Here is a 23,750-nt window from a genome sequence, read left to right as displayed (position 1 = left end):
GTGCGATGGAGACTGTATAACGGCGGAGGTACGGCTTTGGTTCCGCACCCCCGCATTTTTTTCGGGAAAAATCATTTTCCTGAGAAACGTAGAGTCAGGCCGTCAGGAAACTGCCCGTCATCGCCTTCAGGTCGGCCTCCGGGCGCGCGCCATAATGGCTGATAATCTCCGCCGCCGCGATGGCGCCGATGGCGAGGCTGTCCACTGGCGAGCGGCCCGCGATATGGCCGCTGAGGAAGCCCGCCGCAAACAGGTCTCCCGCGCCGGTCGTGTCCACGACCTCCGCCACCGGGAACGCGCCACATTCGAAGCGTTCACCGCCCTTGACCGCGATCGCGCCCGCCTCGCCGCGTGTGACGACGAGCGTGGACACGCGCGGCGCGATGGCGGCGACCGCCGCGTCGAAATCGGCAAGCTGGGTCAGCGATGCGACCTCCACCTCATTCGCGAAGAGGATGTCGATCAGCCCCTCGTCGAGAAGCGCGTTGAAATCGTCGCGATAGCGCTCGATCACAAAGGCGTCGGAGAGGGTGAAGGCGACCTCCCGCCCGGCATCGCGCGCGGTGGCGATGGCGGCGCGCATGGCGGAACGCGGCTCCTCCGGATCCCACAGATAGCCCTCCAGATACAGCACGCGGGCCGAGCGGATCAGGTCATGGTCGATGGCGGCGGGCGGCAGGTGCTGCGCCGCGCCGAGGAAAGTGTTCATCGTGCGCTGCGCGTCGGGCGTGACCATGATGAGGCAGCGGGCCGTCGGCGGCTCCTCCGTCCGGGGGGGCGTGTCGAAACGGATACCCAGCGCGCGAATGTCATGGCTGAACACCTTGCCCAGCCCATCGTCGCGCACCTGCCCGATGAAGGCGCAGGACCGGCCCAGCGCGGCCATGCCGGCCAGCGTGTTGGCGGCGGACCCGCCCGACACCTCGATCCCCGGCCCCATATTGGCATAGAGCAGTTCCGCCGTCGCCGTATCGACCAGTTGCATGCCACCCTTGACGAGGCTGTGGGTGGCCAGGAAGGCATCGTCCGAACGGGCGATCACATCGACGATGGCATTGCCGATGGCGACAATATCAAGCGTCGGGGCGGAAGTTGGCTCGGTCAAGGCATGTCCTTTGGTCTGGAAACGGGTTGGCGGTTCCTATCGGTCCGCCCGGACGGGCGCAAGCGGCGGCACCGCCACCGGCCCCTCCATCCACCAGCCGCCCAGCGCCTTGAACAGGGCGACCGCCGCCAGCGCCTCCGCCCGGCGCGCGCCGATGGCCAGCCGTTCGATGGCGAGGCGGCTGTGGGTCGCGCGCATCAAAGCCAGCCGGTCGTCCTCGCCCCGCTCCGTGCGCCGCACGGCCAGGGCATGGGCGGCGTCCTGTGCGGCGAGGGCGGTGTCCGCATCCCCCTGCGCGCTGCGGGCATTGAGGAACCGGTTGATCGCCGTCTCGCTGTCCGACAGCGCGCCCAGCACCGCCTTTTCATAGCGGGCGGCGGCGGCATCGGCACGGGCGCTGGACGCACGGACCTGCGCGCGGATGGTGCCCGCGGCGAAGATCGGCCAGGAAAAGCTGGGTCCGACCTGAAACCGCGTGCTGCCGCCATCGCCCAGGTCGCCGATGCGGCGGGCCTGCTGGCCGATGCTGCCGAACAGGGAAAAGCGCGGGAACAGGTCGGCCTTGGCCACGCCGATGTCCGCCGTGGCGGCCGCCAGTTCCCGTTCGGCGCGCAGGATGTCGGACCGGCGCCGGAGCAGGTCGGACCGGACGCCGACCAGAATCGTGGCGGGGCTGCGCGGCTGGGGTGCCGGCTGCGCGATCAGGTCGGGCGCGACCTCTTCCGGCGGGGCACCGACCAGCGCGGCAATGCGATAGGCCGCCGCCGCCGCCATCGCGCGGGCGTCCGGGATGGCCGCGGCGCTGGCGCGGGCGGCGCTCTCGGCACTCTCCGCATCCAGCCGGGAAGCTTCGCCCGCCGCGAAGCGCAGCCGGATCAGGCGGGACAGGGCGGCGTCCGCCTCCGCAATGCCGGTCAGGGCGCGGGCATCCGCCTGCGCGGCGCGCAGGTCGACATAATTGCGCGCAACCTCCGCCGCCAACATCACCATGACATCGCTGCGCGAGGCGGCGGCGGCCTGTGCGCGGGCGCTTGCGCCCTCCACCCTGCGCCGGTCCCGGCCCCACAGGTCGATCTCCCAACTGGCGTCGAACCCGGCGTCGAAGAGCGACATATCGCGCGAGAAACCAGGGATCGCGCCGATGGGGATCTGGCCATTTTCACTGAGGCGGTTTTCGGTCGCGGACCCCTTGGCCGTCAGGGTGGGCAGCGTCCCGCCCGCCGCCGCGTCGCGATTGGCCCGCGCTTCGCGCAGACGCGCGGTCGCCTCCGCCATGTCCGGGCCGTTGAGCAGGGCGCGGGTGATGAGGGCGGTGAGCGCCGGATCGTCGAATGTTTGCCACCACAGGGGATGGACCGCGCCCGTATCGGCAGGCTCCACCCAGTTGGCGGATGCGGCAGGGTTCATCGGGCGGCGATAGTCCGGGCCGACGGTGCAGCCCGCCAGCAGGATCGCGGGGATCAGGAGGGATTGGCGAAGCATCGGGATCACTCCATGCGGGCGCGGAACAGCCAGGCGGACGCGCCCAGCGTGACCGTGGCGATGAGGATGAGGGGCCAGAGCTGGTGGAACACCGCGCCCGCGGGCATCGCCTTCAGGAACACGCCCTGCACGATGACGAGGAAATAACGGACCGGGTCGCCCAGGCTCACGATCTGAAGCCAGCCCGGCATATTCTCGATCGGGCTGGCATAGCCGGACAGCATGATGAGCGGCATGGTGATGAGGAAGGAGCCGAGGAACGCCTGCTGCTGCGTCCCGCACAGGACGGACACGAACAGGCCGATGCCGACCAGTGCCAGCGTGTAGAAGATCAGGCCGAGGTAGAAGAGGATCAGCGACCCGGTGAATGGCACGCCGAACACCAGCGGCGCCAGGATCAGGAACAGCGTCGCGTTGAACAGGCCGATGACGAAGGGCGGCACCACCTTGCCGATCACGATCTCATGGATGCGCAGGGGCGAGACCATCAACTGGTCGAACGTGCCCAGTTCCCGCTCGCGCGCGACCGACTGCGACATGACCGCGATCGCGCCGATCATGGTGATGATCGCAATCAGCGACGGCAGGGTGAACCAGACGAAATCCAACGAGGGATTGTACCAGTGGGTGACGACCGTGCCCTCCCCCATCATCGCGGCCGCGCGGGGGGACAGGTCCGCGCCCATGCCGCCCGCGATGCGGCTGACATAGGCGGAGACGATCTGCGCCGCGTTCGACTTGCGCCCGTCCAGCACCATGCCGATGCTGGCGGGGCGGCCCGCGTCGACCAGCCTGTCGAAATCCGGGTCGATGACGATGGCGGCGATCACCCGCTGGTCGTCGATGGCGGTGCGCAGCGCGGCGGGCGACTCCAGCCGCACGACGGAGCGGAAGGTGGGGCTTCCTGCAACCCGGTTCAGCAATTCGCTGGCATGGACGCCGCCCGATCGGTCCAGCACGCCGATGTCGACATGGGTCACGTCCAGGGTGGTCGCATAGCTGAAGATGAACAATTGCATCAGCGCGGGCATGATGAGGATCAGCCGCTGCTTGGGATCGCGCAGCGCGGCCCACATCTCCTTGACGATCATGGCGCGAAGGCGACGCATCAGTCGAGACTCCGCTTCGTCACGCGAAAGGCGAGATAGAAGAAACCGACGCCAAAGCCGAGCATGATGAGGATATTGGGCAGGATCAGCCCCCATATGTCCCCCGCCAGAAACACGGTCTGGAGCGGCGGGATCAGGTAGCGCGCGGGAACCGCATAGGTGATGAGCCGGATCGCAAAGGGCATGGACGCGATCTCGTACAGAAAGCCGGACAGCAGGAAGGTCGGCAGAAAGGCGGAGAGCAGGGCGATCTGGCTGGCGACGAACTGGTTCTTGGTCGCCGCCGAGATGAAGAGGCCGAGGCCCAGCGCGGGCAGCAGGAACGCCGAGGATATGGCGAGCAGCGCAGCCACGCTCCCCCGGAAGGGCACATGGAAGAAGATGATGGCGAGGATGGTGCACACCGCCATGGAGGCGAGGCCGAGCAGGAAATAGGGCAATACCTTGGACCCGACGAACTCCACCATGCTGATCGGCGTCGCCATCATCGCCTCCATCGTGCCGCGCTCCCACTCACGCGCGATGACCAGCGCGGTCAGCAGCGTGCCGATCATGGTCATGACGATGGCGATGGAACCGGGGACGAGGAAATAGCGGCTCTCCAGCCCCGGATTATACCAGTAGCGGGTGTTGACGCTGATCGGCGGCGCGGCGGCGCGGCCGGTTTCCGACGCCAGCCACTCGGCGCGCACCCCATCGGCATAAGCGCCCAGAAAGTTGGCGGTGTTGGGCTGCGACCCGTCGGTGATGACCTGAATCGGCGGCGGATGGCCGGACAGCACCCCTTCCCCGAAACCCTGCGGGATGACGATGATGCCCCGTTCCCGGTCGCCCTCCAGCGCGCCGCGCACGGACTGCACATCGCGGGCCGGGGTGACGGAGAAATAGGGGGAGCGGGCGAAAGCGGTGGCGAGGCCGAGGGCCTGTGCGCTGCTGTCCTGATTGACCAGCGCGACCCGCACCTGCGCCGTGTCCAGCGAGACGGAATAGCCCATCAGGAACAGGAGGAAGGGCGGCAGCAGGAAGGCGATGATGAAGGTGGACGGATCGCGGGCGACCTGGATGAACTCCTTCACCACCAGCGCGCGCAGGCGGCGCGGCGAAAAACGGGTGCGGCTCATGCGGCCTGCTCCGTCGCGGCGCGTTCCGCATCCGATTGCTCGATCAGGGCGATGAAGGCGTCCTCCATCGTCGGGTCGTCAGCGCCGGAGAGGCTGGCGGCCCGCTGCTTCAGCGCGTCGGGCGTGCCGCTGGCAATCTGGCGCGCGCGATAGATCAGCGTGACCTCGTCACAATATTCCGCCTCGTCCATGAAATGGGTGGTGACGAGGACGGTGACGCCCTTCTCCACCAGCCCATTGATATGCATCCAGAACTCCCGCCGGGTGACGGGATCGACGCCGCTGGTCGGCTCGTCGAGGAAGAGGACGGGCGGTTCGTGCATGACCGCACAGGCCAGCGCCAGCCGCTGCTTGAAGCCCAGCGGCAGCAGGCCCGCATTGCTTTTAAGATAGGGACCGAGTTCGAAGATGTCGGCCATCCGCTCGATCGCCTGCCCCGCCGCCGCCCGGCCAAGGCCATAGGCGCCGGCGAAGAAATCCAGATTCTGCCGTACGGACAGGTCGCCATAGAGCGAGAATTTCTGCGCCATATAGCCGAGCGAGGCGCGGGCGTCGGCGGCGCTGTGGCCCAGATCCTTGCCCGCCACCGCGCCGCTGCCGCTGGTGGGGGTCAGCAGGCCGCACAGCATCTTGAACGTCGTGGACTTGCCCGCGCCATTGGGGCCGAGCAGGCCGAAGATGCGCCCGCGCGGGATGGCGAAATTCATGTCCTGCGCGGCGGTGAAGGCGCCGAACCGCTTGGTCAGCCCTTTCGCTTCGATCGCCAATAGGTCGGTTTCGGGGATGGTGCGATAGGCGGCGGCGAGGCGGCTGGTCCCCTTCGGACCGCCGCCCAGCCGATCGATGAAGCCATCCTCGAACCGGGGCGTGGCGGGTTCGATCCGCGTGTCCGGTCCCGCGTTCAGCGCGGCGGCGTCCGGCACCGCCTGCCCGTCCCGCACCAGCAGGCGCACCGCCCGCCCCTGTATCGTCCCGTCGGCGATGTCGTCCCGGTCGAGGACGTGGGAGAGAAACTGGCGGCGGCGCTCCGCAAAGCCCGTCACCCGCACCACCCGGTCGCGCACCGCGCCGGTCAGGTCGCCAGGCACGCCCTCGAACAGCAGTTTGCCATGGTTGAGGAGATAGACCCGGTCGCATTTCTCCGCCTCGTCCAGATAGGCGGTGGACCAGAGCACACCGATGCCCTCGGCTTTCAGCGCATCGACCATCGCCCAGAGTTCGCGGCGGCTGATCGGATCGACGCCGACGCCCGGCTCGTCCAGCAACAGCAGCCGCGGCGTGCGGACCAGCGCGCAGGCAAGGCCCAGCTTCTGCTTCATGCCGCCCGACAGGTTGCGCGCCTGCCGGTCGCCAAAGCGTTTCAGGTCAGTGAAGTCCAGCAGTCGGTCGAAGGTCGACTGCCGGTCCTGCGGCGGCAGGTCGCGCACCTCCGCATAGAGGGCGAGGTTTTCGAGGACGGTCAGTTCCTCATACAGGCCGAACCGCTGCGGCATATAGCCGATGTCGTCCAGCGCATCCGCCGGCGGACCGCCCAGAATGCGGACCTCCCCCTCCGTCGGGGCCATCAGGCCCGCCAGGATGCGGATCAGCGTCGTCTTGCCCGCGCCATCGGGGCCGACCAGCCCGGTGATCGCGCCCGGCCGAATCTCGATACCCACGCCGTCCAGCGCGGGAACCAACGCGGACGTGCCCTTGCCGAACCGCTTCACGATAGCCGTCGCCGTGGCGACCGGGCCTTTACCGGGAACGGCGGGCGCGTCCGTCATGTCCCTCAGTCCGCCGCCGGGCGGGCGTCGGGCACGGCCACCGTCACCGGCTGTCCCTGCCGCAGCGCGTCGTCCGGGTCGGTGACGATGATGCGCAGGCGATAGACGAGGTCGGTGCGCAGATCCTGCGTCTCCACCGTCTTGGGCGTGAACTCCGCCTTGGGCGAGATGAAGCCGATGGTGCCATGGTATCGCCGCGCATTGCCGTCCGCCGTCACCACCACCGCCATGCCCGGCGATATGCGGGCCAGTTGCGGCTCTGCGACATAGGCGCGCACGCGCAGCGGCCGGTCGATGGAGAGGGTCAGCACCGTCTCCCCCGCCGCCACGATCGCTCCCGGTTCGCGCGCGCGGGTGACGACCGTTCCCGCCACCGCCGCCAGCAGCCGAGCGTCGCCCCGGTCGGTGGTCACGCTCTTCGCGCTCGCCTCCGCCGCCGCCAGTGCGGCGCGGGCGGCGGCCACATCCTCGGCACGCGCGCCCGCCTGCGTCAGCGACAGCGCCTGCCGCGCCTCCGCCAGAGCCGCCGTCGCCCGGTCCCGCTCCGCCACGGTCTGGGTCCAGACCTCGCGGCTGATCGCGCCGGGGGCGAGGAGCGGCTGGCGGCGGTCATAGGCCTGCGCCGCCGCGGCCAGCCCCGCCTCCGCCGCCGCGACGCGGGCACGGGCCTGCCCCACGTCCTGGCTGCGACTGCCGTTCTGGAGCTTGGCATATTCGGCGCGCGCCTGCGCCACGCGGGCCGCCGCCTCGCCATCGCGCGCGTCCAGGCTGGCGGTGTCGAGGATCGCGAGCGGCTGGCCCCGGCGCACCCGCTGCCCCTCCTCCACCGCGATGTCCGCGATGCGGCCGGGCACGCGGAACGCCATGGCCACCTCCCGCACGTCCACATTGCCATAAAGGGTCAGGTTCGCGTCGCCCTTGCCCCCGAACAGGCCGAAACCCCGCGTGAGCAGGGCCGCGAGGAGGAGCAGGGCGACGGCGACGACGATCAGCAGGCGGCGGTTCATGCGGACTTCTCCGACAGGAGGCAAAGGGTTGTGGCGCGGAGCCGGGCCAACAGCGCGGCCTGTGTCCCGCCGTCCAGCGAATCGACGCCCAGCGTCCGGCAAACGGAGGCGAAACCGATGCGCAGGATCACCGCCTGACCATAAAGGAAGATACTGGTCATCCGCGCGGCGCGGTCGTCGAGGTCGGGGCGTGCGACCCCGATCAGGCGCACCAGCATCTCGACCAGATCATGCATCGCGCCGTCATAGAGCCGTTCGAAGGCCGCTGTCGGCTCCTGCTGCTCCCGCACGATGAAGTTGGCCCATGCCGCCGAGTCGGGGGCCAGCAGCATCCGCGCGAACGACTCCACCATGTCCTGCAACGCGCTGATCGCGTCGGCGGGCGTGATGATCGCACGCTCCCATGCGGCGTCCAGCGCCGCCGACTGGCGCTGGCTGATCTGGACGGCGATATGGTCGGCAACGGCGAGGTACAGCCCCTCCTTGCCGCCGAAATGATAGGTGATGGACGACATGGCCGTGCCGGACGCCGCCGCAATCTCCCGCGTGCTCGCCCCCTCATACCCCTTGCGTCCGAAATGTTCCGTGGCGGTTTCGAGAAGGCGCGCATAGGTCATGCCCACCTCTTGTTCGATCGAACGAATTTCGTCAAGATCGTTTACGGCGCGAAAGGAGTGCGCTTCCCCGCAACCGGCGCTGCGCCCTGCCGCCACCCCTTGCGCGGGCCGGGGCGCAGGCTATGCCATGCCGCGACGATGCGACGCTGGGATGCGACGCTGGCGTGACGGAGAATTTGTGATGCGTGCCCTCTATCCTGCCCGGCCGGCCGGTCGGCCGCCAATCCTGTTGCTGTCCCACCCGGTCCTGCTGCTGTCCGTCCTGCTGCTCGGCGCGTGCACGGGCGGGGGAGGCACCGTGCCGCCGCCGGCCGTCGGCTTCACCCCGGCGACCCGGCCCGGCACCACCGACCTGATCGGCGTCGACGCCCGCGCGCTGCAACGCCAGTTCGGCAAGCCGCGCCTCGACATCCGCGATCCGTCCGCGCGCAAGCTGCAATTTTCCAACCAGCGGTGCGTGCTGGACGCCTATCTCTATCCGCCCGGCCAGAATCGCGAGCCGGTGACGACCTATGTGGAGGCGCGCAGCCTGACCGGCGCGGCGGTGGACAGCAGCGCCTGCGCCAAGACACTGCGCGAGGGGAAATAGGCGAATAGGGGCAGCGTGCAGGCGCCCTGCGGCGTCACCCCAGCCGCCCCAACGCCCACCCCGCCGCATCCACGACCACCGGGTCTTCATCCGCCAGCAGCGCCTCCAGCGCGGGCCGGAAGCCGCCATCCCCGCTGTTGCCCGCCGCGATGGCCGCATTGCGGACCATGCGGTTGCGGCCGATGCGCTTGATCGGCGACCCCGCGAACATCTCCCGAAAACCAGCATCGTCCAGGTTGAGCAGGTCGCCGAGGCGCGGCGCAACCAGTTCCGCGCGGGGCAGGAAGGCCCGGTGCGCGCGCGCCTGTTCCGCGAACTTGTTCCACGGGCACACCGCCAGGCAATCGTCGCAGCCATAGATGCGGTTGCCGATGCCGGGGCGCAGATCCTCCGGGATCGGCCCCTTATGCTCGATGGTGAGGTAGGAGACGCAGCGCCGCGCATCCAGCCGATAGGGCGCGGGAAAGGCGTCGGTGGGGCAGGCCCGCTGGCAGGCGTCGCACGAGCCGCAGCTATCGCGCCCCGGCGCATCCGGCGGCAGGTCGAGCGTGGTGTAGATGGAGCCGAGGAACAGCCAGCTCCCCTCCCCCCGACTGACCATATTGCTATGCTTGCCCTGCCAGCCGAGGCCCGCCGCCGCCGCCAGCGGCTTTTCCATGACCGGGGCGGTGTCCACGAACACCTTCAGCGCACAGGGCGCCTGTTCGACCATCCAGCGGGCCAGCGCCTTCAGCGCCTTCTTGACGATGTCATGATAATCCTGCCCCTGCGCATAGACGGATATGCGGCCCCGGTCGGGCACATCCGCCAGCGCCAGCGGGTCATGGCCGGGGGTATAGGCCATGCCCAGCATGATGACGCTGCGCACATCCCCCCACAGCCCCCGTGGCGAGGCGCGCTCATCGGCGCGGGCCTCCATCCAGCCCATCTCGCCATGATGGCCCGCCGCCAGCCAGTCGCGCAGCCGCTCGCCTGCGTCCGGGATCGCATCGGCGGAGGTGATGCGGCAGTCCGCAAAGCCCAGCCGGATCGCTTCGGCTTTCAGCGCATCGGCAAAGGCGTCGGCCCGTGCGGCGTCGAGGGGGGGAGGAGCGGTCACGTTCGTCCCCCGTAAAGCCTGTGATCGCCGAGCGCCACTGGCGCAAAGGCCCCATCGTCCCTAGATTGGCAGGACGCCATCCAGGAGAAGAGCCATGCAGATCAGCCGCCGCCATTTCCTGGGGGGATCCTTGCTGGTCGGCGCGGCGGTCTATTTCGGCGCGGGCTGGCCCGGCGACGCGGCGGAGGCCGCCGGATTTCCGGTCACGCTGCCCGATGCGGAGTGGCGGAAAAAGCTGACCTCCGGCCAATATACTGTGCTGCGGCGACAGGGCACCGAGGCGCCGTTCAGTTCGCCCCTGAACAAGGAGCATCGCGCGGGTGTCTTTGCCTGCGCCGGGTGCGAGCAAAAATTATTCTCGTCAAAGACCAAGTTCGACAGCGGCACCGGCTGGCCCAGCTTCTGGCAACCGCTGCCGCGCGCGGTCGGCACCAGCACGGACAATGACATCGGCTATGAACGGACGGAGGTGCATTGCGCGCGATGCGGCGGGCATCTGGGCCATGTGTTCGACGATGGCCCGCGCCCGACCGGCAAACGCTATTGCATGAACGGGGTCGCGCTGCGCTTTACGGCGGCGTGACGGGCCGCAGGATGCGATAGACGCGGATCGGCTCGCCAAGGCGCATCGGCACGGGCTGGAGCCAGTCGGGCAACCGCCCCTTGAGCAGCGCGGCGTCGATCGAGGTGGGATAGAGCCGCGCATATTTCAGCACCTCATTCTCGCGCGGGCACAGCACCACATAGCTGGCGGGCGTCGCCATGATGAGGGCGCGCGCCCGGTCCGGCGTCGCGGTGAAGGCGGTGATGACCGTCTTCATCCCCGCCCGCGCCCGATGATGGCCGGTCGCGATGATGGAATGGGGCGTATAGACCAGCAGGTGCGCGCCGATGTCCAGCGGCGCGAACAGGGTCGCGCGCGGCAACGCGGACAGCCCGTGCAGGGTGGCGGGGGTGAGGCAGCGGGCGCGGCGCGGGTTCGCCATGTCCGACGTCGCATCGTCCGGCACGGTGGGCAACACCGCGATCAGCACGGTCTGCACGCCGATGGGCGTGGCGACGACGCACAGCACGCTCGCCGCGATCCGGCCCAGCGGCGTGGACAGGCCCCGCGCGGCCCGGAACAGGCGCAGGAACAGCCAGGCACTGGCGGGCAGCGCCATCAGATGGGCCAGCCCCATGGCGCGCATCACCAGCATCGACACCAGAAATGTCACCGCCTGCACAACCAGCATCACGATCCACAACGGACGGCGGTCCGCATCGGCGCGGGCGGCGGCCCACAACCCGGCGGCCAGTCCCAGCAGCGATGGCGGCGCGACCATGATCCACACGTCCGGCGACTGGCTCCAGATCGGCAGCCCCTCCATCACGCTGCGATACCAGAGGCGATAGACCAGCGGGTCCAGCGTCGCGAACGGTCCGGCCGCGCATTGTGGCGCGGCAAGGCGATAGGCCAGCGCCGCACCCGCACCCGCCACCGCCAGCGTGGCGAGGCGCTGGGGCAAGCGATGCTGCGGCACCAGCGGCAGCAGCACGGACAGCAGGATCGCCGCCGTCGCGACCGGCCACAGATAGGCAGGCGACAGCGCATCGCACCACGGGACAGCGGCGGCGGGCCAGCCCAGCATGACCAGCGGCAGCAGCGCCGCACCGATGGCCAGCGTGACGAGATAGCTGCGCAACGGGCCGCCCATGCGCCCGCTCCACAGGTGCAGGACGCCGAACGCCGCGCCGATGGCGACCGTCAGCGGCAGCGATTCGATCGCCACCTCCAGCGCCAGCGCCGCCACGATCCCGGCCAGCACCGCGCGATATTTCCGGCCCTGCACCGCCTGCACCAGCAACAGCACGGCCAGCGTGCCCAGCGTGATCTGCCAGCCATGATGGTCGATCCGGTTCGGCCGGAACTGCACCAGCACGCCGATCGACAGGGTCAGCATCGCGACGGAGAGGACACCGACCAACCGCTTGCCCGACACCGCATGGGCCAGCGCATGGAGCAGGCCGCTCAGCAGCAGCAGGGTCAGCAGAGGAACGGCGACGATGGCCACCCGCTCCGCATCCGCGAGCGGCAGGAACCAGGAACCCAGCAGGGTCAGCCCCGCGATGGGCAGGTCGACCAGGCGGCTCCAGTGCATCGGCGCGCCCGCGGGCGGCTGGCTGCGATATTGGGTGACGTCCTGCCAGCTCTGCCCCGCCATCCAGTCGCGAACCTCGACAAGGCGCAGCGCGTCGTCCGGGTCGTTGAAGCTCATCCGCAGGATATGCGTGCGGTCCACCCACAGCAGCACCGCCGAACAGGCCAGCCACAGCAGCAGGACGATGGCCCAGGACCAGCGCGGCTCCAGGTCGCGCAGGGCGGCGCCGCGCGCCGGTTGCGGCCCGCTCATGCGCGAAAGCCCGTCATGCGCGGAAAATGGTGATGCGGCGCGCGAAATAGGTCGCCTGAAAACTGATGATGATCGCCGCCACCTTGGCCAGACGCGGGTCCAGCCCCATCCCGTCCGCTCCCCCGACTATCAATGTGGTGAGGCTGAGGCCAATGATCGCCGTCCCGACGAACAGCCCCTTCTGCCGCGCCCGCTGCCCGCCGCTACTCGCCATGCCGTCATCGAAGACGAAACGGGTCGAGAGCAGCCAGTGCGCCACTATGCCCATGGCATAGCCCAGCGCCGACGCGCCCATCGCGGGCACGCCCAGATGAAGCAACAGCAGGAACAGCGCCATGTCCACGCCCAGCGACACCGCGCTGGCGATCACATAGCGGCCATAGGTGCGGCCGGCCAGCAAGGCCTCGATCCGGGCGAGCGAACGCGCCAGCATGGCGTCAGGCCGCGCGTCCGATGCGGCCGGGGACCAGCCGTTCGCTGGCGAGCGCCGCGCGCTCCCCCTCGTCGCCCGACTCATGATATTCGGCGTCTTCATTGACGCCCCAGATGTCATAGACGCGCGTGCCCGCCTCGATATTGCGGACGGTCAGCATCGCCGTCATCATGGCATGATCCTGATTATTATAGCGGTGCATGCCGTTGCGCCCGACGAGGTGGAGCGTCGGATATTTCGCTTCCAGCTCCTCGCGCATCAGCTTCACATTCTCGGCATAGCTGTCGTCATAGACCGGATAGGCCTTCTCCTGCCGAACCACCGCGCCGCCGACCACCTGGTCGGCCTTACACAGGCCCAGGATCGCCATTTCCTTCTTGGCCAGCTCGACCAGATCCGCATCGGTCGCGGACCACAGGCCGTCACCCTCGAAACAGAAATATTCGAGGCCGACGCAGGCAATATCCTGATCCGGCACCATTTCGGGCGACCAGCTGCGGAAATTCTGGATACGGCCGACCTTCACCTTGCTGTCGTGGATATAGATCCAGTTGTCGGGGAACAGATCCTCCGACTTTATCATCAGCGCCACGGTCAGGAAGTCGCGATATTTCAGGTCGAGCGCCTCGCTGAGCGTCGCCGGCATCGGATGAATGCGGCCTGCCAGTTCGCGCATCGGCGCGGAGGAGATGACATGGGCGGCGTTGATGACCGCCTCCGTGCCGTCCTTCGCCGTCGCCACCATGCGCCAGCGGCCCGTCACCTGATCCTGCGCCAGTTGCTTGAGGCTCTGGCCCATCAGGATGCGGTTGCCGCCCGCGATGATCTTGTCGCGCGCCGCCTCCCACATCATGCCGGGGCCGAGGCGCGGATAGCGGAACGTCTCCAGCAGCGTCTTGGTCTGCATGCCGTTGTTGGGCTTCTTGTTGAGGCCGAGGCTGCGCTTCAGCCCGTCGAGCACTGCGCCGCCGAGGCTCAGGCCCTTGATGCGCTGCGCCGCCCAGTCCGCCGACATTTCGTCGCACGGCATACCCCATACCTTTTCGGTGTAGGTCTTGAAGAAGATGGAGAACAGCTTGTGCCCGAACTGGTTGACGGTCCAGTCCTGAAAGCTCCGCACGTCCTTCTTGGGGAAAATCTGCGCCTTGGCAAAGCTCGCCATGCACAAGGTGGAGCGCAGGATGCCGAGGTTCCACAGCGCCTCGAACGCGCGCAGCGGATAGCTGTAGAATTTGCCCTCATAATAGATGCGGCTCATCCGGGGACGCTGGATGAAATCGTCGGGCAAAATTTCGTTCCAGAGGTCGACGACCTCCTTCGCCTTCGAAAAGAATCGGTGACCGCCGATGTCGAAGCGGAAGCCTTCATGCTCCACCGTGCGGCTGATCCCGCCCACATACTGCGGGTCTTTCTCGATCACCGTGACGGTATAGCCCTTTTTCGTGAGCAGATAGGCGGCCGTGAGGCCAGCAGGGCCAGCGCCGATGATGGCGACGTCGGTGCTGTGATCGGTGGCGGTCATGTTCGTGTCCCTCGAACGGAAATTCTCCCGAAACGAAGTGACCGAAATCCTCTAAGATGTGGTTAACGAAGGGTTGCGGGGAGGGGACATCTGACGTCGCCTGCGGCGCGATCATTCCGATCTCAACAGGTCGTCACCCCGGACTTGATCCCGAACCCAACCTGTTTCCGTCCTGAACAGGGCAAGGCATCCCGGCAGCGACCGGAAAGGTGGACATCATCCCGGATCCGATCCGGGATGATGTCGATACCGTGACCCGCAAACTCAATGCCGGAAGTGACGCATCCCGGTGAACACCATCGCCAGCCCGGCCTCGTCCGCCGCCGCGATCACATCCTCATCGCGGATGGAACCGCCCGGCTGGATCACCGCCGTCGCGCCCGCCTCGGCCGCTGCTAACAGGCCGTCGGCGAAGGGGAAGAAGGCGTCGGAGGCGACCGCGCTGCCCACCGTGCGGGCCTCGGCCCAGCCATAGGTTTCGGCGGCTTCCTTCGCCTTTGCCGCGGCGATGCGGCTGGAGTCGCGGCGGTTCATCTGGCCCGCGCCGATACCCGCCGTCACCCCGTCCTTGGCATAGACGATGGCGTTGGACTTCACATGCTTGGCGATGGTCCAGGCGAACAGGGCGTCGTTCAGTTCCTGCTCCGTTGGCGCGCGCTTCGTCACGACCTTGAGGTCGTCGCGCGCCACCCGGCCATTGTCGCGGTCCTGCACGAGGATACCACCCGCGATCAGGGCCAGCGTCTGGCCACCGCGCGCCGGATCGGGCAGGTCGCCGGTCAGCAGCAGGCGCAGGTTCTTCTTCTTGGCGAACACCGCCCTGGCCGCGTCATCCGCGTCGGGGGCGGCGACGACCTCTGTAAAGATCGCGCTGATCGCCTCCGCCGTCGGGCCGTCGATCGGGCGGTTCACGGCGATGATGCCGCCGAACGCCGACACGCTGTCGCACTCCAGCGCATTCTTGAACGCCTCGGCCAGCGTCGCGCCGGTCGCCACGCCGCACGGATTGGCGTGCTTGACGATCACCACGGTCGGCGGGCCATCGCGGAACTCCGCGACCAGTTCCAGCGCGGCATTGGCGTCGTTGAGGTTGTTGTAGGACAGTTCCTTGCCCTGCACCTGCGTCGCCTGGCCGATGCCGATGACATGTGGGCCGGAGGGCACATAGAGCGCCGCATCCTGATGCGGATTCTCGCCATAGCGCAGCGTCGTCACCAGCTTGCGGGTCAGATGCTGGGTGGCGGGGAATTTCTGCCCCTGATCCACCGTCGCGAACCAGTTGGCGATCATGCCGTCATATTCGGCGGTCGCGGCATAGGCTTTCGCGGCGAGCAGGCGGCGGAACGGCAGGGTCGTCGTGTTGCCGTTCGCGTCCATCTCCTCGACCACGCGCGCATAGTCGGCGGGGTCGGTCAGAATGGCGACGCTGTCATGATTCTTGGCCGCCGAACGGACCATGGAAGGGCCGCCGATGTCGATATTCTCGATGATCTCGTCCCGGTCCGCGCCCTTGGCCACGGTGGCGGCGAAGGGGTAGAGGTTGACGGCGACCAGGTCGATCGCGCCGATGCCATGCTCGACCATGGAGGCGACATGCGCGTCATTGTCGCGCACCGCCAGCAGGCCGCCATGCACCACGGGGTGCAGCGTCTTGACGCGGCCGTCCATCATTTCGGGAAAGCCGGTGATCTCCGAAATATCCTTCACCGGCAGGCCCGCATCGCGCAGCGCCTTGGCCGTGCCGCCGGTGGAGACCAGCTCCACGCCGCGCTGCGCCAGTGCGCCCGCCAGTTCCACGATACCCGTTTTGTCGGACACCGAAAGCAGTGCCCGACGAATGACCACATCCGCCATATGATTTTCCTTAAACTTCCCTGAGCGCCGATTCCCCGGCCCTCTATCTATTTTGATCGCGATTTCCGAGTCCGCAGATGATCGTCGCGCGCGTCCGGCCGGTCAGCCCGACCGCTTGAACAGCCAGCCGACGCTCGCCCCGCCGGATGTCGCCGTGCCGGTCACGACCAGTTGCTGGCTGCTGTGCGGGCGGCCCGCGCCATCGACCCAGCAGCTTTCCTCGATCTCCAGCGTGCCTTCGCTCACCCGGAACTGCCACAGGCTGCTGTCGCCCATCAGGCGCAGCACCGCACCCTGCCGGTCCGCCGTCAGCGTCGGTTCGACATCGAGGCCGAGGTGGAATCGGATCGCATAGTCGGCCGCGTTCGGCTTCTTGCGGCGCTGTGCGGGCAGCAGCATGTCCTCGCCGCGCAATTCCCGGCCATCCTGGCTGAGCAGCAGCAGGCGGCGATGGGTGAAGCCCAGCCGCCGGACATAGCCGTCATGCGCGATTTCGAGGCGGCTGCCCTGCGCCACTTCCTGCCGGTCCAGCTCGACCTCCTGCACGCCCTTGCCCAGCGCGCCATCGGGCATGATCGCGGTCGAATTGGCGTCCGCCAGCACCAGCGTGCTGTGCGCCGCGCTGGTGCGCAGGCCGCGCGCCAGATCCTGCGGGATCATCGCGCCGGACAGGGCGGCACCGCCGCAATTGACGATGATGCGGTTCTTGCCGTCCGACAGCTCCAGCGCGCAGGTGGAGGCGCATCCCCCGGCGGAGAGGCGGGCGACCGGCGGCGGGGCGGCGTCGACGATCAGGGTCGTCTGCCCGGCCACCAGCCGCTGATAGCCCCAGTCGCGCGCCTGCCGCAGCGGGCGAGTGCGCACGCGCGACATCTGGACGACGCTGCGCAGATATTCAGGGTCGATGGGGGCGGACCCCTGCCAGCTCCCGATGCTGCCGTCGCCCATGACCAGGCCGAGCAGCGCCGCGACCATCTTTTCCAGCGTCTGGCTGATGAAGCCGGGCATTTCCTCACGCCGCGCATCATAGGTGGAGCGCAACATGCCCAGCAGCATGATGGTGTCGAGCTGTTCCAGCGGCGAACGGGAGATGATGCCCCCGTCGGCGTAGATGCCATGCTCCAGCGCGCGCTTCAGCCCCGCCTCGCCAAAGATGCGGCGCGGCTCGCCACCGGGCAGCAGGATGGCGGCGGCGACGATGCCCGCCCAGGCGGTGATGCGGTCCAGACCGGCGGGTGCCTTGTCCGCGCTGCGGTCCAGATGCCGCGCGCCGCGCGCGATGCTGTTCAGGACGAGGCTGCGATAGACCAGGTCGCCGCTGGACAGGATGAACGGGGCATAGCTGGCCCAGAACAGGATGCGCCACGCCGCATTGTCCGCGCGCCATGCCGGTTCGCTGGGCGTTTCAGCATGGGCGGCCAGCCAGCCGCGCAGGATATATTCGGCCAGCGGCGCCAGCTGGTCGCGCGTGCCCGCCACGGCAAGGTCGCGCAGCCATTTGAAACTGTGGATATAGTCCTGGAATTCCGCGGGCTGGTTGATCCGCGCATAATCCATGTCCTCGATCGGCTGTTTCAGCCCCCGGAACAGGAAATGGCCGGCGCGCATCGCCTTGCCCGCGCGGGCGTCGCCCATGATCTCGTCATCGGGAACGGCAAGCAGCTTGAGCGGATATTTGCCCTTGAGGCGCATCGCGTGGAGCGGCGTGCTCCAGGTCATGCGATAGAAGCTGTTGGCCAGCTTCTCCGCCAGCGACAGTCCACGATCGTCGGACAGGCGGATCAGCCGCTTGCCCAGTTCGATGCCATCGGTGGACGGATCGTCCACCGCGATGGGTTTCTGTCGCCGGACGGGTTTGTTCATCCCTCGCGCAGCCTCCGGATATTGTCGGCATAGGCGCTCGGCCCGCCCTTGAAGGTCGCGGTGCCCGCGACCAGCACGTCCGCCCCCGCCGCAATGGCGCGCGGGGCGGTGATCAGGTCGATGCCGCCGTCCACCTGCAACCGGATGTCCTTGCCGGTCTTGTCGATCATCTTGCGGATCGCCTCGATCTTGCGCAACTGGCTCTCGATGAAGCTCTGCCCGCCGAAACCGGGGTTGACGCTCATCACCAGCACCAGATCGACGTCCTCGATGAGATAGTCCAGCATCTTGGCCGGCGTGCCGGGGTTCAGGACGACGCCCGCCTGCTTGCCCAGTTGCTTGATCCGCTGGACGGTGCGGTGGGTGTGCGGCCCGGCCTCCGGGTGGACGGTCAGGATGTCCGCGCCCGCCTCCGCAAACGCCTCCAGATAGCTGTCGACCGGGGAGATCATCAGATGGACGTCGAACGGCTTGGCGCTGTGCGGGCGCAACGCCTTCACCACCATCGGGCCTATCGTGATGTTCGGCACGAAATGGCCGTCCATGACGTCGACATGGATCCAGTCGGCCCCGGCTTCGTCGATGGCGCGCACCTCCTCGCCCAGACGGGCAAAGTCGGCGGACAGGATGGATGGAGCGATGCGGATTGCGGACATGATAGCTCTGGCCTTAGCCAGCCCCCCTGCATCACGCAACCGCAGCATGGACAAAACTGTGGATGAAATGCGCCCGATGCGCGCTATTTTCGGACAATCGCCGGGATACCAGCCGCTTATGTCCGCTCCAGCAGCGCAATGAAGAAGCCGTCCACGCCGCCCGCGCCTTGCAGCGTCGCGGGCGTGGTGCGCACCCAGCCTTCCGGCGCGGCGGCGATGCCGTCGGGCAGGACGCCCGGCGCCGGGGCCACGCAGCGGAAATCGGGCCGCACGTCGAGGAATCTCTCGATCTGCTCGTCCCCCTCGGCCCGCTCCAGCGAGCAGGTCGCATAGACCAGCCGCCCACCGGGCGCGATCCAGTCGGCGGCGCGGGCCAGCAGCGCCGCCTGTATCTCCGCCATCTCCGCCACCTGCCGCGGGCCGACCCGGTGCAGCACGTCGGGATGGCGGCGGAATATGCCGGTGGCGGAGCAGGGCGCGTCGAGCAGCACCGCGTCGGCGCCCTCGGACGGCTCCCATTTCAGCGCGTCGCCCGCCTCGATCGCGGCGGACAGGCCGGTGCGCTCCAGGTTGCTCTCCATCCGCGCCAGCCGCGCCTTCGACTTGTCCAGCGCGGTGACGCGCCATCCGGCGGCGGCCAGTTGCATCGTCTTGCCGCCCGGCGCGGCGCAGATGTCGAGGACGTGCCGCCCCTCACCCGCGCCCAGCAGGCGCGCGGGGATGGAGGCGGCGAGATCCTGCACCCACCACGCCCCCGCGTCGAACCCGGCGAGGGCCGTCACATCCTGATCGGCGGGCAGGCGGACATGGCCGGGGGCGAGGCTGACCCCGCCCAGCGTCTCCACATAGGCGTCCGTCTCCGCCGCGTCCCTGAACGACAGGTCGAGCGGCGGGCGGCTCGCCATGGCGGCGCTGGCGGCAATCGACATGTCCACGCCCCATTGCTCGTTCCATCGCTCCTCCACCTCGGCGGGCAGGGTGATGGCGTCGGGCAGCACCACATTGGCGCGACCCAGATTGCCCAGCACGCCATGCACCAGCTTGCGCGGCCCGCCATCGACCAGCGGCAGGGCGGTCGCGATGGCCGCATGATGGGGCGTGCCCAGCACCAGCATCTGGGTCAGCGCCATGCGGATCACCATGCGCGCCTTCGCATCCTCCGGCAGGGGGCGCGGCGTCGCCCCGTCGATCAGCGCGTCCAGGTCCGGGATACGGCGCAGCGTCTCCGCCGCAATGGCGTGGACCAGCGCCCGGTCGGACGGGGCCAGCCCCTGCGTCGCGCCATGCAGCGCCGTCTCCAGCGGCTGCCCGCGCCGGATCACCGCGTCGAGCAGGCGCAGCGCCGCACGGCGGGCGGGCAGGCCCGGCTGTTCGGGCGCCCGCGCCGGATAGCGGGAGGCGGGCGGGGAAGCGGGGGTATCGGCCGGGGTCATGGCGGGGAGCCTGTCATCAAAAGGTGCTGGAAAATACGGGTTAGGCGATTGACGGGGCGCGTGTTCCGCACCACATCATGCCCATGGGCAAGCGACCAGACCATGTAAAGGCCCCGGCCTATCTCTCCAAGTCTCCGCCAGTGCCGGAGCCGGAGCCGCTGGACGTCGCCCGCGACACGGACCATGATCCCGACGGCACCCTGAACCCCACCCGCTTTGGCGACTGGGAACGCAAGGGCGTCGCCGTAGACTTCTGATTTTGCGGCGAAATGGTCCGGCGTTACGACCGGGCCGGGTGCAATTTCCCGCCGCCGGGGCCATGATCCCCCTCCCCCTCCCCCGACCGCCCCTGCGCGGCGTCGGGCGGGACGATGATTTATAATGAAAAGGACGGGCGCCATGGCTCACGCCGCACCGAAAACCCTGCATGCCCTCGCCGGGCACGAATCGCCCGACCATGTGCCGGATCGGGCGCCGGACAGGACGGGCGAGGATTTCCTCGACCTGACGGCGGAGCCTATCGTCGGGTTCGACGCGGCGGACGGTCTGGAGCTGGACGATCTGGAGCCGGTCGAGGCGATTGACGCCCATGACGGGCCGGGGCACGCGCTCCCCCCCTCTGGCGCACTTGCCTCGCACGATGAAGTCGTCCGCGCGGTCGGATCACTGGTGTGCAGCTGGGGCAGCCTGGAACGCACGACGATGGACAAGCTGACCGCGATGCGGCTGGCGGCGGGCGACGTGCGGCTGGTCGGCGGGCGGATGCGGCCCGGCATGGCGCGCCTGCTGGCGGAACTGCGCGCGCTGGTGTCGATGCGCGACCGGCATGACAAGCAGGGACTGGTGGTGATAGCCGAGCTGGAAAACCATATCCAGCGCATCGCCCAGTTCCACCTCCTCGTTATCTCCGGCTTTCAGGCGTCGGAGGCGGACATCCTCCTGTGCCGCGACAGCAAGAACAGCGAACGACGCATCTCGCTGGCCGACATGCAGCGGGAAATCGCGACCATCGAGATGATTAAGGAACGGCTGAGCGCGATCTGAAGCCGGGCGGGTCGGGGCGACGCTTTCGGCGTTGCCCGTTTTCGGGTCTTTGTAGTCATCGACCACCCCGTCACCCCGGATCGAGTCCGGGGTGACGTCAAAGGGGCGTCCCCCCACTCCCTACGTCATGGCCAGCGCGGCGACGACCGAGGCACGACCCCCACAGGGGAAAACAGGCCGGAATCCCGAAGACCCCGACACCCCGCTCACCCCCTCACGGCACCGCGCCGCCGGTCCGCCACGCCCGTCGCGACCAGCATCACCCCCGACAGCAGCAGGCACCCGGCTCCGATGCCGCAGGCCAGCACATAGCTGCCGGTGCGGTCGAAAATCTGGCTGAACAGAAAGGCCCCGATGGCGAGGCCCACCGTGCTCATCATACCCAGCAGGCCGACGATGGTGGCAAAGGCGCGCATACCGAACGAACGCAGCGCGAAATAGGCGACGAAATCGCCCTCCGCCCCCTGCCCCGTGCCGATCACGAACAGCATGGCGGCGATCAGCGGCAACGGCGTGCCCGCCCCCGCGCTGGCCAGCCCCACCGCGCCCAGCCCGGCCAGCATCGTCACCCCCGCCGCAACCCCGAACGACCACAGCCGGTCGAGCAATATGCCGACCACCACTTTGCCGAAGCTGATCGACAGCGCATACATCACGCCCAGCGACAGGGCGGTGGCGAGCGGGAAGCCCTTGTCCGCCAGCATCGGCTGGAGATGGCCGACGAACCCGCCCAGCGGCACGCAGGCGATGGCAAAGGCGAAGAAATAGAGCCAGAAGCGCGCATCGCGCAGCGCCTCCCCGATGGTCGCGCCGGAAATCGGGGCTGCGACCGGGGCCGCCGTTACCCCCGCCGCCGTAGCGCCCGCCGCCCCATCCTGCGTCCGTTCACGATAAAAGAGCAGGATGACGGGCAGGCCGATCAGCAGCGTGATCCCCGCCATGGTCAGGAAACCCGCGCGCCAGCCATGCTGGGCGATCATCGTGCCGGTGAAGGGCGTGGCAAAGATGGTGACGAGCGCCGATCCGCTCAGCGTGATGCCAAAGGCGAGGCCGACCCCGCGGCGAAACCAGCTCGCAACCGCACGGGTATAGGTGGGCACCGCGGTCAGCGAGGCGAACACACCCAGCAGCGCCGCCATGGTGAACAGCATCGTCTGGCTGATCGGCAACAGGCCCAGCGCGGCAAAGCAGACCGCCAGCCCCAGCGCGCCCGCTATCCCCGCCCGACGGCTGCCGATCCGGTCGATGGCCCAGCCGGAGAAGGGATAGCACAGCGCCCACACCAGCGACACGATGGGCGCGATGGCGACCGCGCTGGTCGACCAGCCCAGCGCATCGCGCATCGGCTTGATGAACAGGCCCGCCATCAGCAGGATCATCGCCCCGCCGGTGCCATAGCCGATGCCCGCCGCCAGCACGACCGGCCAGCCGCGACGCCATTCGGCCAGAGCGCCGGGTGCGTCCGATACTCCCGGCGCGACCGTTTCTGCCGTCATCGTCATATCCATCCCCTTGCTTTTCGTTCTGGTGGCGTCTGCGGTTATTCCCGCTGGATTCGTGTTGCTCTCCCCTCCCGTCGGCGGGAGGGGTCGGCGGTGGGCAGGCGCCGTTCGCAAGCCAAAGCTCTAGCTTGAACCGTAACAGGCCCACACCCCGCCCATTTCACTTGCGGGCGGCGAGACGACTATTCGTTTCCCCTCCTCAATGCGCCGCCTTCTTTCCCGTCACCAGCGGCAGCACGCTGTGCAACAGCCACACGATCACGAAACCGACCGCTAGTCCGACGATGCCGGACAGGGTCGCTGTCACCAGCCAGTGGACCAGCCCGTGCAGCGCCGGGATCGCGCCCGCCACGCCGTCCGCCGCGCCATGGACGAGGTGCGGGAGGGTATCGAGGTGGAATTCCTCCAGCCCATGCACGATGATGCCGCCGCCGACCCACAGCATCGCGGCCATGCCGACGGTGGAGAGGAAGCTCATCACCTTGGGCATGGCCTTGACCAGCCCCCGGCCAAAGGCGGCGATGGCCCCCGTCCGCTCACGCGCCAGATGCAGGCCGACATCGTCCATCTTCACGATCACGCCGACCGCGCCATACACGCCCGCCGTCACCGCGATGCTGACGAGGATCAGCGCGATCGCCTGGTTGAGCAGGGTCGTGTTGGCCAGCTCGCCCAGCGCGATCGCCATGATCTCGGCCGACAGGATCAGGTCGGTGCGAATCGCGCCGTTGATCCGCTCCTGCTCGATATGGGCGGGGTCGCCGGTCAGGTCCGCATCCTCGCCCGGCGCATGGCCGCCGGACAGGGCCTCGACCAGCTTCTCCGCGCCCTCGAAGCACAGGAAGGCGCCGCCCAGCATCAGGATCGGCGTGATCGCCCACGGCAGGACGGCGCTGAGCAGCAGGGCCGCAGGCAGCAGGATCAGGATCTTGTTCTTCAGCGATCCGACCGCGATCCGCCAGATGATCGGCAATTCCCGTTCGGGCGCGAGGCCGGAGACATAGCCGGGGGTAACGGCGGTATCGTCGATGACGACGCCCGCCGCCTTCGTCCCCGCCTTGCCGGCGGCCGCGCCCACATCGTCCAGCGATGCGGCGGCGAGCTTGGCGATGGCGGCGACGTCGTCGAGCAGGGCAGCAAGGCCGGATGCCATGG

At 68.4% G+C, this 23,750-nt stretch carries 21 protein-coding genes; 4 read left to right on the top strand and 17 right to left on the bottom strand.

What is annotated here, in order from left to right; genetic code table 11:
* Positions 1-94 precede the first annotated feature (94 nt).
* Genes LWE61_RS03710 through LWE61_RS03680 form a run of 7 tightly spaced genes read right to left on the bottom strand, consistent with a single transcriptional unit; the run spans position 95 to position 8,207 of the window.
* Positions 95-1,105 carry an adenosine kinase gene (locus LWE61_RS03710; protein ID WP_234148690.1) on the bottom strand — a complete coding sequence of 337 codons (1,011 nt, stop codon included), beginning with the start codon at positions 1,103-1,105 and terminating at the stop codon, positions 95-97.
* 36 nt (positions 1,106-1,141) lie between these two features.
* Entirely contained in the window at positions 1,142-2,587 is a 1,446-nt protein-coding gene (locus LWE61_RS03705; RefSeq protein WP_234148689.1) for an efflux transporter outer membrane subunit, read from the bottom strand.
* A gap of 5 nt (positions 2,588-2,592) precedes the next feature.
* On the bottom strand, positions 2,593-3,696 hold the full coding sequence (locus LWE61_RS03700) for an ABC transporter permease (protein ID WP_234148688.1): 1,104 nt from the start codon (positions 3,694-3,696) through the stop codon (positions 2,593-2,595).
* Positions 3,696-4,817 (bottom strand): ABC transporter permease, encoded by a 1,122-nt coding sequence (locus tag LWE61_RS03695; RefSeq protein WP_234148687.1) that lies wholly within the window; start codon positions 4,815-4,817, stop codon positions 3,696-3,698. The genes LWE61_RS03700 and LWE61_RS03695 overlap by 1 nt, the downstream gene beginning before the upstream one ends.
* Positions 4,814-6,583 carry an ATP-binding cassette domain-containing protein gene (locus LWE61_RS03690; RefSeq protein ID WP_234148686.1) on the bottom strand — a complete coding sequence of 590 codons (1,770 nt, stop codon included), beginning with the start codon at positions 6,581-6,583 and terminating at the stop codon, positions 4,814-4,816. The genes LWE61_RS03695 and LWE61_RS03690 overlap by 4 nt, the downstream gene beginning before the upstream one ends.
* A 5-nt stretch (positions 6,584-6,588) precedes the next feature.
* Positions 6,589-7,590, bottom strand: a complete 1,002-nt coding sequence (locus LWE61_RS03685; RefSeq protein ID WP_234148685.1) for an HlyD family efflux transporter periplasmic adaptor subunit — start codon at positions 7,588-7,590, stop codon at positions 6,589-6,591.
* A complete protein-coding gene (locus LWE61_RS03680; RefSeq protein ID WP_234148684.1) occupies positions 7,587-8,207 on the bottom strand; it encodes a CerR family C-terminal domain-containing protein in 621 nt (206 codons plus the stop codon). The genes LWE61_RS03685 and LWE61_RS03680 overlap by 4 nt, the downstream gene beginning before the upstream one ends.
* 181 nt (positions 8,208-8,388) lie before the next feature.
* Here LWE61_RS03680 and LWE61_RS03675 point away from each other — a divergent pair, with 181 nt between their 5' ends.
* Positions 8,389-8,796: a hypothetical protein gene (locus tag LWE61_RS03675; protein WP_234148683.1), complete on the top strand. Its 408-nt coding sequence runs from the start codon at positions 8,389-8,391 to the stop codon at positions 8,794-8,796.
* Between the two features lie 34 nt (positions 8,797-8,830).
* On the opposite strand, the gene queG is transcribed toward LWE61_RS03675, so the two are convergent.
* Positions 8,831-9,895, bottom strand: a complete 1,065-nt coding sequence (gene queG / locus LWE61_RS03670) for a tRNA epoxyqueuosine(34) reductase QueG (protein WP_234148682.1) — start codon at positions 9,893-9,895, stop codon at positions 8,831-8,833.
* 94 nt (positions 9,896-9,989) lie between these two features.
* Here queG and msrB point away from each other — a divergent pair, with 94 nt between their 5' ends.
* Positions 9,990-10,478 carry a peptide-methionine (R)-S-oxide reductase MsrB gene (msrB, locus tag LWE61_RS03665; protein ID WP_267961577.1) on the top strand — a complete coding sequence of 163 codons (489 nt, stop codon included), beginning with the start codon at positions 9,990-9,992 and terminating at the stop codon, positions 10,476-10,478.
* Here msrB and LWE61_RS03660 read toward each other — a convergent pair.
* From LWE61_RS03660 to LWE61_RS03630, 7 genes are all read right to left on the bottom strand, one after another.
* On the bottom strand, positions 10,465-12,288 hold the full coding sequence (locus tag LWE61_RS03660) for a hypothetical protein (RefSeq protein ID WP_234148681.1): 1,824 nt from the start codon (positions 12,286-12,288) through the stop codon (positions 10,465-10,467). The genes msrB and LWE61_RS03660 overlap by 14 nt on opposite strands.
* Positions 12,289-12,301: 13 nt before the next feature.
* Positions 12,302-12,721 carry a GtrA family protein gene (locus LWE61_RS03655; protein WP_234148680.1) on the bottom strand — a complete coding sequence of 140 codons (420 nt, stop codon included), beginning with the start codon at positions 12,719-12,721 and terminating at the stop codon, positions 12,302-12,304.
* A gap of 4 nt (positions 12,722-12,725) precedes the next feature.
* A complete protein-coding gene (locus tag LWE61_RS03650; RefSeq protein WP_234148679.1) occupies positions 12,726-14,243 on the bottom strand; it encodes an NAD(P)/FAD-dependent oxidoreductase in 1,518 nt (505 codons plus the stop codon).
* A gap of 264 nt (positions 14,244-14,507) precedes the next feature.
* Positions 14,508-16,097 (bottom strand): bifunctional phosphoribosylaminoimidazolecarboxamide formyltransferase/IMP cyclohydrolase, encoded by a 1,590-nt coding sequence (gene purH / locus LWE61_RS03645; protein WP_234148678.1) that lies wholly within the window; start codon positions 16,095-16,097, stop codon positions 14,508-14,510.
* 102 nt (positions 16,098-16,199) lie between these two features.
* A complete protein-coding gene (locus LWE61_RS03640; protein WP_234148677.1) occupies positions 16,200-17,960 on the bottom strand; it encodes a heparinase II/III family protein in 1,761 nt (586 codons plus the stop codon).
* A complete protein-coding gene (gene rpe / locus LWE61_RS03635) occupies positions 17,957-18,616 on the bottom strand; it encodes a ribulose-phosphate 3-epimerase (RefSeq protein WP_234148676.1) in 660 nt (219 codons plus the stop codon). The genes LWE61_RS03640 and rpe overlap by 4 nt, the downstream gene beginning before the upstream one ends.
* A 116-nt stretch (positions 18,617-18,732) precedes the next feature.
* Complete coding sequence (locus tag LWE61_RS03630) at positions 18,733-20,049, bottom strand: RsmB/NOP family class I SAM-dependent RNA methyltransferase (RefSeq protein WP_234148675.1); 1,317 nt, start codon at positions 20,047-20,049, stop codon at positions 18,733-18,735.
* Between the two features lie 83 nt (positions 20,050-20,132).
* Between LWE61_RS03630 and LWE61_RS03625 the strand changes: the two genes are divergently transcribed.
* Both LWE61_RS03625 and LWE61_RS03620 read left to right on the top strand, forming a co-directional pair.
* Entirely contained in the window at positions 20,133-20,306 is a 174-nt protein-coding gene (locus LWE61_RS03625) for a DUF1674 domain-containing protein (protein WP_234148674.1), read from the top strand.
* A gap of 142 nt (positions 20,307-20,448) precedes the next feature.
* Positions 20,449-21,093, top strand: coding sequence for a hypothetical protein (locus tag LWE61_RS03620; protein WP_234148673.1), 645 nt, complete (start codon positions 20,449-20,451; stop codon positions 21,091-21,093).
* Between the two features lie 206 nt (positions 21,094-21,299).
* Here the strand turns inward: LWE61_RS03620 and LWE61_RS03615 are convergent, their stop codons facing one another.
* The gene (locus tag LWE61_RS03615) at positions 21,300-22,589 is read right to left on the bottom strand and encodes an MFS transporter (protein ID WP_234148672.1); all 1,290 of its coding nucleotides are present in this window, start codon (positions 22,587-22,589) and stop codon (positions 21,300-21,302) included.
* Positions 22,590-22,794: 205 nt separating this feature from the next.
* Positions 22,795-23,748, bottom strand: coding sequence for a DUF808 domain-containing protein (locus LWE61_RS03610; RefSeq protein ID WP_234148671.1), 954 nt, complete (start codon positions 23,746-23,748; stop codon positions 22,795-22,797).
* Between the last annotated feature and the right edge of the window lie 2 nt (positions 23,749-23,750).

This window comes from Sphingobium sufflavum (assembly GCF_021403115.1).
GTDB classification, from domain to species: Bacteria; Pseudomonadota; Alphaproteobacteria; order Sphingomonadales; family Sphingomonadaceae; genus Sphingobium; species Sphingobium sufflavum.
Note: the sequence above shows the minus strand (reverse complement) of the source record. Positions and strands in the feature narration are given on the sequence as shown.

What these genes read in the sequence shown, in the direction of transcription:
- LWE61_RS03705 (WP_234148689.1), bottom strand. Translation starts at nt 2,587, where the DNA reads ATGCTTCGCCAATCCCTCCTGATCCCCGCGATCCTGCTGGCGGGCTGC.
- LWE61_RS03700 (WP_234148688.1), bottom strand. Translation starts at nt 3,696, where the DNA reads ATGCGTCGCCTTCGCGCCATGATCGTCAAGGAGATGTGGGCCGCGCTG.
- LWE61_RS03695 (WP_234148687.1), bottom strand. Translation starts at nt 4,817, where the DNA reads ATGAGCCGCACCCGTTTTTCGCCGCGCCGCCTGCGCGCGCTGGTGGTG.
- LWE61_RS03690 (WP_234148686.1), bottom strand. Translation starts at nt 6,583, where the DNA reads ATGACGGACGCGCCCGCCGTTCCCGGTAAAGGCCCGGTCGCCACGGCG.
- LWE61_RS03685 (WP_234148685.1), bottom strand. Translation starts at nt 7,590, where the DNA reads ATGAACCGCCGCCTGCTGATCGTCGTCGCCGTCGCCCTGCTCCTCCTC.
- LWE61_RS03680 (WP_234148684.1), bottom strand. Translation starts at nt 8,207, where the DNA reads ATGACCTATGCGCGCCTTCTCGAAACCGCCACGGAACATTTCGGACGC.
- LWE61_RS03675 (WP_234148683.1), top strand. Translation starts at nt 8,389, where the DNA reads ATGCGTGCCCTCTATCCTGCCCGGCCGGCCGGTCGGCCGCCAATCCTG.
- msrB (WP_267961577.1), top strand. Translation starts at nt 9,990, where the DNA reads ATGCAGATCAGCCGCCGCCATTTCCTGGGGGGATCCTTGCTGGTCGGC.
- LWE61_RS03660 (WP_234148681.1), bottom strand. Translation starts at nt 12,288, where the DNA reads ATGAGCGGGCCGCAACCGGCGCGCGGCGCCGCCCTGCGCGACCTGGAG.
- LWE61_RS03655 (WP_234148680.1), bottom strand. Translation starts at nt 12,721, where the DNA reads ATGCTGGCGCGTTCGCTCGCCCGGATCGAGGCCTTGCTGGCCGGCCGC.
- LWE61_RS03650 (WP_234148679.1), bottom strand. Translation starts at nt 14,243, where the DNA reads ATGACCGCCACCGATCACAGCACCGACGTCGCCATCATCGGCGCTGGC.
- purH (WP_234148678.1), bottom strand. Translation starts at nt 16,097, where the DNA reads ATGGCGGATGTGGTCATTCGTCGGGCACTGCTTTCGGTGTCCGACAAA.
- LWE61_RS03640 (WP_234148677.1), bottom strand. Translation starts at nt 17,960, where the DNA reads ATGAACAAACCCGTCCGGCGACAGAAACCCATCGCGGTGGACGATCCG.
- rpe (WP_234148676.1), bottom strand. Translation starts at nt 18,616, where the DNA reads ATGTCCGCAATCCGCATCGCTCCATCCATCCTGTCCGCCGACTTTGCC.
- LWE61_RS03630 (WP_234148675.1), bottom strand. Translation starts at nt 20,049, where the DNA reads ATGACCCCGGCCGATACCCCCGCTTCCCCGCCCGCCTCCCGCTATCCG.
- LWE61_RS03625 (WP_234148674.1), top strand. Translation starts at nt 20,133, where the DNA reads ATGGGCAAGCGACCAGACCATGTAAAGGCCCCGGCCTATCTCTCCAAG.
- LWE61_RS03620 (WP_234148673.1), top strand. Translation starts at nt 20,449, where the DNA reads ATGGCTCACGCCGCACCGAAAACCCTGCATGCCCTCGCCGGGCACGAA.
- LWE61_RS03615 (WP_234148672.1), bottom strand. Translation starts at nt 22,589, where the DNA reads ATGACGGCAGAAACGGTCGCGCCGGGAGTATCGGACGCACCCGGCGCT.
- LWE61_RS03610 (WP_234148671.1), bottom strand. Translation starts at nt 23,748, where the DNA reads ATGGCATCCGGCCTTGCTGCCCTGCTCGACGACGTCGCCGCCATCGCC.